Consider the following 12,415-nt stretch of genomic DNA (forward strand, 5'->3'; position numbering starts at 1 on the left):
CTGGGTTACAAATCGCCTGATCAATACGAAAAGCAGTTCAATCGCCTAGGGTATGTGCCCTAGGTTCCTTGTCCGAGAAACCCGGGGCACTCCAACCTGACTCCGTTATCGTCACCCACTTCGCTCGAAGCAGCTGCCGCTACAACATTGAAATTACGCGCAAGCACCTGAAAAAGCGCGGCCGGCAGCCTCGTCATTGGTGGGCTGAAGCTCGGGAACGGGATTGCTACTCCAGACATCGCGGCCATTTCGTTCGCCACACACGTTTTCAGATCAGAGGCAATCAGCTTAAGTAAAATGGAAAGTCCATGAGCCTCCTTATCGGCCTTATCCTTCGCGGCCGCTAGCTCCCCAATTGTGCCTCTCGCTCGGCCAATCAGAATCGAGTGCTGCATCAGAACACTAGAAATATGCGCCGCGAGCATCACGAATTCCGAAGCCAATCGATTAAATTCAGGGAAGTAGAGAAGCGTAAGCGTAGAAACCTTGATTCCGGGATTAGGGTCGATTGACTCTTCACCATCGAATACAATAGCAACGCTTTTCTCATCGATGTACTGAACGCTTGCGTTGAGTGCTGCCAAAAGTTCCTCAGCCTTCTGCCGCCTCAACAGCTTCCACTCACGACTCATCCAATCGTTGTGTGCAAGGTCGATGCGAACTTGCTCGGCAACTTCGGTCGTTTCACGCAACCGCTGTTTCAGCTCGTCGAAGTCCTGCTTGGTCGCATAGTTCTCACCCCGCTTTCGTAGGTAGGCGCCAGCAAAGGCTCCAACTGCACTGGCAACCGCTATCAGCGCCACCCATACAATCCAAGACGCCCAGGTTGGGGTCTGCTCGGCTGCGATAACTTGCGCGAGTGCATGGATCTGTTCTGCGTTCATCTTGCCCCTAGATTTGGTCTACCCACCAATAGCGCCTCAACTTGGACCGGGTGCTTCAAGGGAAGAAGCTTTGCGTGTGGTCGTATTACTTTGGTGCGCTGCTAGCCAGTTGACTAGGAAAGCGTAGCGCGATCGGATGCGGTATGCAGAGCCGCATTGGTCCGCGAGCCGGTGGCCCGTACGCAAACGGACTGCAGCCCACTCGCGTCCGAGCTTCGGCTCGCCGGGGTCTCCGCATTACGCTCCGATTGTCAGAAGGACCGGAAGCTAGGCCACTGAGGGCGCAGAGGAGGCGCAACAGGTAAATGATGCGCGGCGTCTTGAGGATCGAGGCAGGGCCGCCTCGCATCAGTTAAACGCGCGCGTCCAAAAGGCGAAGCTATTAGTGGGTGGTCGATCGCCCATTTGGAGACCAATCGTTCCTCTGGTTTTTGAACCATCAAGTGAATGATACTGCACTTTATCCCCTGTTTCGACGGTATTTATCTAGAAATGAAAATCTTGACTGATGATGTCGTCCAGCACCGTGTCAACGTTGTACAACTTTTCTTTGACGATTCGGTAAAGGTCAGCGAATGATTGGAGTGCCTCCCGGGTGCGCAGCTCTGCGGTCGTATACGTCACCGAAACGATGTCACCGTGCCAAGGGTCGGAACTGGCAGCAATGATCTCGTCCGCGGTCACCTCACCTGGATAGTACTGAAGTAAATAGCCATCATCGTTGTGCAGGATGGACCATCGGTGTGATGCGTAGTGAAAGAAAAATTCTGCGCTAGATAGCTTTACTACGTTACGGATGTTCTCTTTCTTCGAGATCATGGCGTTTACGGCTTGTACGATTTTCATCAGACATCTTCCCGCATGTTTTCTGCGTAGTCGGATAGGTCAATATGGCGAAGCGATTCGCGAAGTTCGCTCACGAGTGATCTTTTCAAAGGTTCGTTAAAGCGTCTTCCGCCGGTGCCGTCACGAATACGATCACATAAATTGGAAAGCCTGGGCTTCAGAAGCGGACTTCCATCAATCTGTCCGCAGATGTCGTGAAAAAGACTCACGGCCTCTGCGCGACTGGCGGGGTCGTTTGCATTGAGATCGTTCAACTTTTCAAGCTTGAAGCGAAGCTCTGCCAAGCTATTTTGGTGCACGAACGTTGAGATCGTACGTATAAAAGAAGTGATTTCAGCTCGCTTCGTTATGAATATCCAGACGGCGATTGCAGACGCAACTATCGTTCCAATATCCGCGGCAACCTCCAAGGTTGCTACCATCGATTTCCCTATCGCCAGCCACATACTCATGTGTCAAGTGTCCGTCGCAATTGGATGACATCGATGGGCGTCACACTTTACTGAGTCATTCCACGATGCGCGCTGCAGTCGTGCGTAATGCCTCAAACAGCCCAAGTTCATTTCTAAACGACTGACTGCAACTCTAGTTCTACGTTATTAACAGCTATCTCACCCGCATTTGCTGTACCCGCAATTCAAACACGTCGCACACCCGTCCATCAGCACCAGCGCCTTGGTGCTGCACTTGTGGCACATGGTCGCGGACGGCGGGAAACTCGCGCCGTCGCCGGTGATTTCGATGTCTTCGGGGTGGTCGTCGGCGCTGCTGGGCGCGCGCGGCGCGCCGCTCACGTCACTGTTTTTTTTTGAGCCTTCGCGCTGGGCGATCTGCTTGCGCTTCTCGGCGATCAGGGCTTTCTGGGCGTCGGACATTTCCGGGTCGTGCATCATGCCGATCGACTTGAGGTGGTCCTCGACGATCATCCCGAGCTCGGCGACCAGCGATGGCATGTACACGCCGCCGGCCTTGAAGTAGCCGCCCTTGGGATCGAACACGGCGCGCATTTCCTCGACCAGGAACGTCACGTCGCCGCCCTTGCGGAACACGGCGGACATGATGCGCGTCAGCGCGACGATCCATTGGAAGTGATCCATCGACTTGGAGTTGATGAAGATCTCGAACGGGCGGCGCTGTTCGTGCTCGGAGCCGGCGTTGAGCACGATGTCGTTGATCGTCACGTACATGGCGTGTTCGACCAGCGGGGATTTGATCTTGTAGGTGCTGCCGATCAGCACTTCCGGGCGCTCGATGCGCTCGTGCATGTGGATGACATCGGCCTTGGGCAGTTCCGCCTCGACGACCTCGCGCGGGACGGACGAGGCTTCGATAGCCTTGTCTTCCGGTTTGACGACGGCGTATCCGGTGATCTTGCGGTCGATCTTGACGGCCATGGCGGGTGTCCTGGGTGGGGCGGTGTTGGTGCGGCTGGTGGGAGTCGGGAGCGCGCGGACTGCGGCTCTCCTTCTCCCCGGGGAGAAGCTTTGCAACTGCGGTCGGTGGGATCGGGACGTCGTCTTTCCCTCACCCCAACCCCTCTCCCGGAGGGAGAGGGGCTTTGAAGCTGGGCGGGTGGAGATTGGGACGTCGTTCTTCCCTCACCCCAACCCCTCTCCCAGAGGGAGAGGGGCTTTGAGCGACCGCGCGCTCATCGAGAGCGCGGCTTCAGCAGATGGATCAGGCCTTCTTCGACGCGCGCTTGGCGGCGCCCTTCTTGGCGGCGACCGAACGCTTGGCGGTCTTGACCGTCTTCTTGGCGACGCCCTTGCGGGCGGCGACGCTGCGCTTGGCGGTCGCGGTCTTGGCGGCAGCCTTCTTGGCGACCTTCTTCACCGCTTTCTTGACGGTCTTCTTGGTCGCGTTGACCTTGCGGGTGGTCGCGGCCTTCTTGGCGGCGGTCTTGCGGGTTGCCGACTTCTTGGTGGCGGCCTTCTTCGCCGGTGCCTTCTTTGCGACCGACTTCTTCGCCACCGACTTCTTGGTGACTGCCTTCTTGGCCGTAGCCTTCTTCGCGGTGGCCTTCTTCGCCGCCGCCTTCTTGGCGGTCTTCTTGGTCGCGGTCTTGCCGGCGCCCTTGCGCTTGAGCGCGGCGATCTCGGACGAGGCGGCGGTCTTGGCGGCGGCGAGCGACTTCTTCACCGCGGTCACGCGCTTGCTGACGGCCTTGCTGGCCGTTTCGGCGCGCTTGGTCGCGGCCTTGCGCACCTTGGTGACGCGCTTGGTGACGGTCTTCTCGACGTCCTGCGCGCTCTTCTTCGCGGATTTCGCGACAGCGCTGGCGCGCTTCTTGACCTCGGCGACGATGTCCTTCGCCTTCTCGGCGACATCCTCGGCGGCGTGCGTCAGGGTATCGGCAACCCCGTTTCCGTTACTCATTATCGGTGTCCTCGTCAGTGAACTTTACGGAGCACTTTGTCCGCGGCGGAAATGTAGCGCGAAGCCGGTGCGCAGGGGAGCAGCAATTGCGGATGCAGCGGTGGTGCGAGTGCGGCGTGTGCTGCCATCCTCTGCGCCGGCGTTGCCGCCGACGCATCGGGCGGTGCTCAGAACTTGCCGTAATACCCTTCCTTCAACGCGTCGAACAGATTGGCGGCGGTGTGCATTTCGCCGTCGTATTCGATCTGTTCGTTGCCGGCGACCTCCAGCACTTCGCCGCCTTCCAGCTCGAAGCGGTAGGTGGTGTTGGCGAGATCCGCTTCCTTCACCAGCACGCCCTGGAACGCGGCGGGGTTGAAGCGGAACGTCGTGCAGCCCTTGAGGCCCTGCTGGTGGGCGTAGCGGTAGATGTCCTTGAAGTCCTCGTACGGGTAGTCCGTCGGGACGTTCGCGGTCTTGGAGATCGAGCTGTCCACCCAGACCTGCGCGGCGGCCTGCACGTCGACATGCGCCTTGGGCGTGATGTCGTCGGCGGCGATGAAGTAGTCCGGCAGCTGCGCATCGGGGTCTTCTGAGTACGGCATGGCCTTCGGATTGACGAGTTCGCGGTAGGCCAGCAGCTCGAACGAGAAGACGTCGACCTTCTCTTTGGATTTCTTGCCTTCGCGGATCACGTTGCGGCTGTAGTGGTGCGCGAAGGACGGCTCGATGCCATTGGAGGCGTTGTTGGCCAGCGACAGCGAGATGGTGCCGGTGGGCGCGATCGAGCTGTGGTGGGTGAAGCGCGCGCCGGCTTCGGCGAGCTGGTCGACGAGATCGGGTGCGACCTCGGCGATCTTCTGCATGTAGCGCGAGTACTTGGCGTGCAGCACCTTGCCGGGAATCTCTTGGCCGATCTTCCAGCCGTCAGCCGCCATTTCCGGGCGCTTGCGCAGCATGGCCGCGGTGACTTCGAAGCGTTCTTCCATGATCGGCGCGGGGCCTTTTTCCTGCGCCAGCGTCAGACCCGTTTCCCAGCCGGCGACGGCCATCTCGCGCGCGATGCGCTCGGTGAACTCGCAGGAGTCGGGCTCGCCGTACTTCATCTGCAGCATGGTCACCGTGCTGCCGAGGCCGAGGAAGCCCATGCCATGGCGACGCTTGCGCATGATCTCGTCGCGCTGCTTCTGCAGCGGTAGTCCGTTGACCTCGACCACGTTGTCCAGCATTCGGGTGAACACCCGCACGACTTCCTTGTATTCCTCCCAGTCGAAGCTCGCTTCGCGGGTGAACGGCTTGCGCACGAACTTGGTGAGATTGACCGAACCGAGCAGGCAGGCGCCGTAGGGCGGGAGCGGCTGCTCGCCGCAATTGTGTGCGTGCAGGCCGTTCGCATCGAAGGTGTTGATGCCGGGCACCTGCACGTCGTAGACGTCCTCCATGCCATCGCTGGTCACAGACGTCACGGTGGCCAGGAACCGCTCGCGATTCGGCGCGCGCACGTAGTCGCCGATCAAGCGCCACAAACGGGCCTCCTTGTCCGCGTCAGCAAATCCGACCGTCCGGGCGTAGGCCTCGACGTTGTCGCCACTGATCACAAGCTCATGTTGCGCACGCACGGCGTAGTCGGCGTGCCCGCCGCGCCCATCGGGTAATGCGCGCAGGCCCGCCCCGCGCCGGTTGCAGTAGATCGTCGACGCGATACCCAGACGCAGCAACATCCGCTGCACCGCCTCCAGGCACGGAAGATCGCTTTGCGCCAGACGCACGCTGACACCCTTGAGCTGGCTGCCCTGCACCGAGCCGTCGCTGTCGAACAGCCCTCGCAGAAAGCCGCGATGGCAGTCACTCGAACTACGCTCGAGCGCTGCCGAGATCACCTTGTTGCCGGGTGACATGCCCACTTGTTCTGCCAGACGTTTCAGCGCGGCCAGCGAGAGACGGAATTCGCTGCGGCCTGCCACGCTGTACCAGCCATCAAAATCGGCGCGATGCGGCAGCGTTCGCGCGGCTTGTTCCGCCGCGTCCATCAATGCGTACGTGCCCGACGACAACCCCACCGGCGCACCGTTGGCGACCTGGGCGGGCACGAAGACCGACAACACGGCCTTATCGGCCTTCAGCACGCCATCGCCGAGCAGTAGCCCGAGCAGGAAGCCCTCGTCGTGGGTGTAGTCGCCCGCCCACGTCGCCCCGTCGCGATGATTGTTGAGCAGCACGCGGTCGCCCGGCTGCAGATCGCCAGCCGCGCACCATTCGGTATCGAGGGACCACCGTGTGACGCGGCTTGCTCGCCGCACGCGATGGTCGGCGGTCAGACGCAGCCCATACCCTTCGCGGGTGGCAAGCCGCACAACAGGCTTGGTGGCTGTCCGGAAAAATCCCTCGGCGCCGGTCAGGTGGTCGCCCCCATCCACGCGGACGGCGAACTGCTGACCGACCAGATCGGAGACCTGCCGCGGCCCTTCGCCCGTCTGCACCCAGGTGTCGGCGGTGACGCACGGGTTGGTCGCGCGGATCGTCTCGCACCACCAGTTGTTGTTCATCTCGTTGACGCGGTCGATGAGGATGAACCCCGGCTCGGCGTAGTCGTACGTCGAGACCATGATCATGTCCCACAGGTGCCGCGCGCGGACCTTGCCGTAGACCTTGCAGGCGACGAGGCCGTCTTCGCGCGACACGTAGCTGCTGGTCTGCGGCCATTCGCGCCAGATCACCTGTTCGGGATCGGCGAGGTCGAAATCGGCGGCTTCCTTCTCGTTGATCGGGAACACCAGCGGCCAGTCGGCGTCGGTGTCGACGGCTTCCATGAAGCCGTCGGTGATCAGCAGCGAGAGATTGAACTGGCGCAGGCGGCCGTCTTCGCGCTTGGCGCGGATGAAATCGCGCACGTCGGGATGGCTGACGTCGAAGGTGCCCATCTGCGCGCCGCGGCGACCGCCGGCCGACGACACGGTGAAACACATCTTGTCGTAGATATCCATGAAGGACATCGGGCCGGACGTGTATGCGCCGGCGCCGGCGACGAACGCGCCCTTTGGCCGCAGCGTGGAGAACTCGTAGCCGATGCCGCAGCCGGCCTTCAAGGTCAGGCCGGCCTCGTGAACCTTCTCGAGAATGCCGTCCATCGAGTCGACGATGGTGCCCGACACGGTGCAGTTGATGGTGCTGGTCGCGGGCTTGTGTTCCAGCGCGCCGGCATTGGACGTGATGCGGCCGGCGGGAATCGCGCCGCGGCGCAGCGCCCACAGGAAGCGCTCGTGCCAGTGGCGCTGCTTCTCCACGGTGGTCTCGGCTTCGGCCAGCGCTTTCGCCACGCGCTGGTAGGTGCCGTCGATGTCGGCATCCACGGCCACGCCCTGCTTGGTCTTGAGGCGGTACTTCTTGTCCCAGATGTCGTCCGACGCGGGTTGCATCGGAATGTCGGGACCGGTATCGGACTTCACCGCCGCGAGGCGAACCGTGCTCATGGTGTTGCACTCTCCTTCGAAACCGTGATCCGGCTGGTGCCGACGCGGTGTGGATGTGTGGAACGGGCGCGCACTGCGCACGCGTGGCGCGAGCCGCGGCGCGATGGTGTGTGGCAGGTGGCGGCGCCCGATGACGGGATGGCGAAAGCGCACGGAGGCAGCGGCCCTGTGGGCCTGCGCTGGCAGAGGTCCGGCATGCTCGACCCGCGATCTTCCATCGCTGGCTTTCCCCATTGCGGCGACGAAACGGTTTTCCGTCGAAACCCTATCCGTAGGGCGCCGCCGGCGCCCGCACCCAAGATGTAGTGGACGACAGGACGGCCCACGCTACGCCGGTGCCCGACCGGCGTCAACGTGCGGGGCAGCAAGGGCGGTCGTGCGCGCACTGCACGCGCAGAGGCGCATCGCGCTCTCAGTCCGCAGGCGCCCAGAACGCCATGTCGCCGTATTCCCACCGCCAGGGCAGGCCGGTCTCGCCGAGCACGAACCGCACCAGATGCGGAAATGCCGCTTCGGCGCGCACGTCGTTCGCCAGGATCACCACACAGCGGCGGCCGCGATGCACGCACACCCAGGTGTTGCCGGTGTTGTCGTTGTGCCCGCCCTTGTAGAAGCCCGCCCCCTGCGGACCGTCGAACACGATCACGCCCAAGCCCGCGGCAAGTCCGGCATGCCGCTGCGCCGCGTCGGCCTCGGCCTGCAGCGTGGGGAACTGGCTGGCGGTGGTGATCGCCAGTTGCGGCCGTGTCAGTTCCGCCGCGCCTTGTGCGGTGAGACGGTCGCCGCGGATCCACGCGGCGGCCATCTTCGCCATGTCGGCAATGGTGGTGTCCATGGAGCCCGCCGCGCGGACCCGGCTGCGCGCATCGTGCGGCTCGCCGCTGCCGTCTGCGCGCCAGCCGTCGGCGAGATCGTCGGCAAATGCCGGCTGCCACACCATGTCGGTACGGGTCATGCCGAAGGGTTCGAAGACGCGTTGGCGCATCTGCTCGCCCACATCCAGGCCGAGGCCGCGCTCGAGCACGAACTGCAGCAGGATCATGCCCTCGCCCGAGTGGGCGTAGCGGCTGCCCGGATCGAAGTGGATGCGCAGCCTGCGGTCGGGTTCGAGGAAGGCGAAATTGCCGAAGCCGGCGCTGTGGGTGAGCAGGATGCGTGGCGTGATCGCGCGCCAGCGGTCATCACCTGCCAGGTCGCCCCAGGGTGCGTAGCCCGGCTCGGTGGGGTAGTCGCTCAGGGGCCGGGGCAGCAGATCGGCGATCGAGCGGTCCAGATCCAGCGCGCCTGCATCCACCAGCTGCATCACCGTGTGGGCGAACACCGCCTTGGTCAGGGAGGCGCCGTACATGACGGTGTTCGGCGTCAGCGGATCACCAGCGGCATTGCGCTTGCCGTGACTGCGCACGTGCACGACCTGGCCGTCCTCGATCACCGCCATCGCCAGTCCCTGCGCGCCGGTGGCGGCCATCGCGCGTGCGATCTCGGCATCGAGTGCCGAAGCCGTGGGCGCGGCCGCGCCCACGGGCAGGGCCCAGGCCCACATCAACGCGACACCGAGCCAGTACCTGTCACGCATGACGTCACCCCCGTGGCGGACCATGCCGAGCTTAGCAATGGCCGGCGCCATCGACGATGGAATCACCCGCATGAGATTCGGCCACGCCGCCGGCACAGGCTTGACGAGCACGACGGGCAACCGCATGAATGCGGACTTCAACACCGATTCAAGCACTGGCAACGACACTGGTGCGCAGCGCCGCTGTTCACCGGCGTTCGACCCGCTCCACCCGATCTTCCACGTGCCGCGACCACCACGCACCGCCGACAGGGGACGTTCCATGCGCGCCAAGACCACCACCCTCCTCGCCTTGACCTGCGCCGCCGCATTCGGTGGCTTCGCCGCCACTGCGATACGCGATGTGGTGCAGCAACCGGCCGGCGCCACGCCCGGCGGCCTGACCGCGGTGCCGACGATGGCCGCACTGCCGACCGCGGTCGATGGCGCGCCGCTGCCGTCGCTGGCGCCGATGCTCAAGACGGTGACGCCGTCGGTGGTGTCGGTGCATACCAAGCAACGCGTGCGGGTGAGCCCGTTCGGCAACGACCCGTTCTTCCGCCGCATGTTCCCCGAACTGAGCCAGGAGCGGATCAACGAATCCCTGGGCTCGGGCGTGATCGTCGATGCGCAGCAGGGCTACGTGCTGACCAATCACCATGTGATCGAAGGCGCGGACGATGTGTCGGTGACGCTGTCCGACGGGCGCACGGTGGAGGCGGAATTCATCGGCTCGGACATGGACACCGATATCGCGCTGATGCGGATCAAGGCCGACAACCTCACCGCGATTCCGCTGGCGCAGGACGCCAACCTGCAGGTCGGCGATTTCGTCGTCGCGGTAGGCAACCCGTTCGGCTTCGGGCAGACGGTGACCTCGGGCATCATCTCGGCGGTCGGCCGCAGCAACGTGCCGGGCGTGGGCTTCCAGAACTTCATCCAGACCGATGCGTCGATCAACCCGGGCAACTCGGGCGGCGCGCTGGTCAATCTGCGCGGCCAGCTGGTCGGCATCAATACCGCGAGTTTCAACACCCAGGGCAGCATGGCCGGCAACATCGGCCTGGGTTTCGCAATTCCGATCGGCCTGGCCCGCAACGTGATGACCCAGCTGGCGACGACCGGCAGCGTGCAGCGCGGCACGCTGGGCATCGACACGCAGACGGTGGATGCGCGGATCGCCCAGGGCCTGGGCCTCGACAACCCGCGCGGCGCCGTGGTCACGCGCGTGTACGGCGGTTCGCCCGCAGCACGCGCCGGCCTGCGCACCGGAGACGTGGTGATCTCCGCGAACGGCCAGCGCATCGACAACAGCGAATCGCTGCGCAACTTCCAGGGCCTGCAGGCGATCGACACGCCGGTGACGCTCGAAGTGCTGCGCGACGGCCGCACGGTGAAGGTGGACACGCGACTGACTGCGTTGCCACGCGACGGCGCCAGCGTCGACGCGCGGCTCACGGGTGCGACGTTCGCCGATCTGCCCGAAGCGCTGCGTCGGCAGAACCAGCGCGCCGGCGGCGTACTGGTGGAAAAAGTGGAGCCCGGCAGCCGCGCCTTCCAGAGCGGACTGCGCGATGGCGATCTGATTTTCGCGGCGAACAGCGGGCAATTCCGCGACCTCGCCGGCTTCCGCGACTCGCTGGCCGATCGCCCATCCGATCTGGTGCTGCGCATTTCACGCCGTGGACGCATCAACGACGTGATCATGCGTTGACGCCATTCCCCCGTGCCTCGCTTTCCGCGGGGCATCGTTCAACTGACAGGAGCACGACCATGAGCCCCACTTCGACCGACGCGGTGAAGACCCATCTTGGCGAGGCAGGTTCCCACCTGACCCAGGCCGCCCGCGATGCAGGCGCCGCGGTCAAGAACGCAGCGAGCGTCGCCGCCGACGAGCTCAAGCTCGGCCGTGCAACCGTGAAATCCGACCTCGCCGATTCCGCCATGGCCGGTGTGGCTGCGTTCGAGGAAGGTGGCACTGCCGCCAAGGAACAGTACGACGTGCTGCTCGACAAGGGCCGTGACCTGGTCGAAAGCGCTGCCGACCTGATCCGCGAGCGTCCGATCGCGGCGTTCGGCACTGCGTTCGCGGCAGGCTGGATCATCGCCAAGCTCGCGCGCAGCAAGTAAGCGCGCTTCGTGACCGAGCGCGTGACCGGGGAAGACCCGCGCGAGGAACCCGCCGGCAGCGCAGAGCGTGCGCCCGGCGAAACCCCGCATCTCGACGAGAGCATCCGCCGCATCCGTGCGGCGGCCACTGAAACCTTCAGCTCCGGACTCGACAGCGGCCGCGCCCTGCGCAAGCTGATGTCGGCCGACTTCGCCTTGTCGCGCAGTGCCCTCGGGCGTGCGCTGGCATGGTCGGCGGTGTCGGTGGTGTTCGGTGCATCCGCGTGGCTGCTGGCGATGGGCGCGGCGATTGCGTTGCTGCAGTCGTGGGGCCTGTCGTGGCTGGCGTCGATTTCCATTGCGACGCTGATCAGTCTGATCGTCACCGCGATCGCCGCATGGCGTGTCTCGGTGTTCTTCGACTACGCCGGCATGCACGCGACGCGCCGCCAGCTCGCGCGCCTGGGCATGTTTTCCGAAGCCGGTCACGACGATGACGACGAGGAAGCGGGCCTGCCCGCTTCCACGAGCGCATCCGACAGGGCGAAGACGCCATGAATTTCGAAGGCCTCAAGAATCGTGTCGACCGTGCCGAGGCACTGGTCGATGGTCGCGTGGTGCAGACCACGGACCGTTATCGCGCGTTGACCACAAGCTGGCGCGAAGCCTGGACACCGCCGCGCATCCTGATCGCCGGTCTGGTGATGGGATTTGCGACCGGGCATCTGGAGCCGCGACGCGCACTTGTGCGCCTTGGCAAGCTGGGCGGCCCGAAGTCCTTGCAACTCATCAGTGCGTTGTCGGGGCTGTTGACCTCGGTGCAGGCGACGGTGGCTGCCGCGACTGCGGAAAAAGCCGCAGAGACGGCGGACGACGCGGCGCAGACCGCCGACGAGGCGGCCGACAACGTGGCGGCGAAGACCGACGGCACGACCGATACGCAAGCGGCTGCCGCTGCTGGCGCTGCTGCAGCGGTGCAGGTGCAGCAGGCCGCCTCCGGCGCGACGCAACACCAGTCCGCCGGTGCCCAGACGCAGTCCGGCGCGACGCCGTCCGCGAGTGCATCGACGCCGCGACCCGATCGCAGACGTCCCGACCCGGTGCTGTCGGAACAGCCGCGTCCCGCTGAAGCGGCGACCGAGCTGTCGGAATCCGGGCGCTGAGCAGCGCCCGTTTCCCTGACCGCGTGGAGTCAT

General features: G+C 64.1%; 11 protein-coding genes. 4 read left to right on the top strand and 7 right to left on the bottom strand.

The genetic code is table 11. From position 1 onward, the window contains the following. Nucleotides 1-59 precede the first annotated feature (59 nt). From J2X52_RS16740 to J2X52_RS16770, 7 genes are all read right to left on the bottom strand, one after another. Complete coding sequence (locus J2X52_RS16740) at nucleotides 60-884, bottom strand: hypothetical protein (protein ID WP_310156048.1); 825 nt, start codon at nucleotides 882-884, stop codon at nucleotides 60-62. Between the two features lie 486 nt (nucleotides 885-1,370). Beyond that, nucleotides 1,371-1,730, bottom strand: coding sequence for a hypothetical protein (locus J2X52_RS16745; RefSeq protein ID WP_310156050.1), 360 nt, complete (start codon nucleotides 1,728-1,730; stop codon nucleotides 1,371-1,373). Next, on the bottom strand, nucleotides 1,730-2,182 hold the full coding sequence (locus J2X52_RS16750; protein ID WP_310156052.1) for a hypothetical protein: 453 nt from the start codon (nucleotides 2,180-2,182) through the stop codon (nucleotides 1,730-1,732). Before J2X52_RS16750 ends, J2X52_RS16745 begins: the two co-directional genes overlap by 1 nt. A gap of 159 nt (nucleotides 2,183-2,341) precedes the next feature. Next, nucleotides 2,342-3,124, bottom strand: a complete 783-nt coding sequence (locus J2X52_RS16755; protein WP_310156055.1) for an NrdJb — start codon at nucleotides 3,122-3,124, stop codon at nucleotides 2,342-2,344. Nucleotides 3,125-3,407: 283 nt separating this feature from the next. Next, nucleotides 3,408-4,106, bottom strand: a complete 699-nt coding sequence (locus J2X52_RS16760) for a hypothetical protein (RefSeq protein WP_310156057.1) — start codon at nucleotides 4,104-4,106, stop codon at nucleotides 3,408-3,410. Nucleotides 4,107-4,273: 167 nt separating this feature from the next. Continuing rightward, a complete protein-coding gene (locus J2X52_RS16765; protein WP_310156061.1) occupies nucleotides 4,274-7,555 on the bottom strand; it encodes an LAGLIDADG family homing endonuclease in 3,282 nt (1,093 codons plus the stop codon). Between the two features lie 412 nt (nucleotides 7,556-7,967). Continuing rightward, nucleotides 7,968-9,131 carry a serine hydrolase domain-containing protein gene (locus J2X52_RS16770; RefSeq protein WP_310156064.1) on the bottom strand — a complete coding sequence of 388 codons (1,164 nt, stop codon included), beginning with the start codon at nucleotides 9,129-9,131 and terminating at the stop codon, nucleotides 7,968-7,970. Nucleotides 9,132-9,393: 262 nt separating this feature from the next. On the opposite strand from J2X52_RS16770, the gene J2X52_RS16775 reads away from it, so the two are divergent. Genes J2X52_RS16775 through J2X52_RS16790 form a run of 4 tightly spaced genes read left to right on the top strand, consistent with a single transcriptional unit; the run spans nucleotide 9,394 to nucleotide 12,382 of the window. Continuing rightward, complete coding sequence (locus tag J2X52_RS16775; protein ID WP_310156067.1) at nucleotides 9,394-10,824, top strand: Do family serine endopeptidase; 1,431 nt, start codon at nucleotides 9,394-9,396, stop codon at nucleotides 10,822-10,824. 59 nt (nucleotides 10,825-10,883) lie between these two features. Further along, entirely contained in the window at nucleotides 10,884-11,240 is a 357-nt protein-coding gene (locus J2X52_RS16780) for a hypothetical protein (protein WP_310156070.1), read from the top strand. Between the two features lie 21 nt (nucleotides 11,241-11,261). Further along, nucleotides 11,262-11,777: a phage holin family protein gene (locus J2X52_RS16785; RefSeq protein ID WP_310156176.1), complete on the top strand. Its 516-nt coding sequence runs from the start codon at nucleotides 11,262-11,264 to the stop codon at nucleotides 11,775-11,777. Continuing rightward, nucleotides 11,774-12,382 (top strand): hypothetical protein, encoded by a 609-nt coding sequence (locus J2X52_RS16790; RefSeq protein WP_310156073.1) that lies wholly within the window; start codon nucleotides 11,774-11,776, stop codon nucleotides 12,380-12,382. Before J2X52_RS16785 ends, J2X52_RS16790 begins: the two co-directional genes overlap by 4 nt. The last annotated feature ends 33 nt before the right edge of the window (nucleotides 12,383-12,415 follow it).

Source organism: Luteimonas sp. 3794 (assembly GCF_031456825.1).
In the GTDB taxonomy this organism is placed as follows: domain Bacteria; phylum Pseudomonadota; class Gammaproteobacteria; order Xanthomonadales; family Xanthomonadaceae; genus Luteimonas.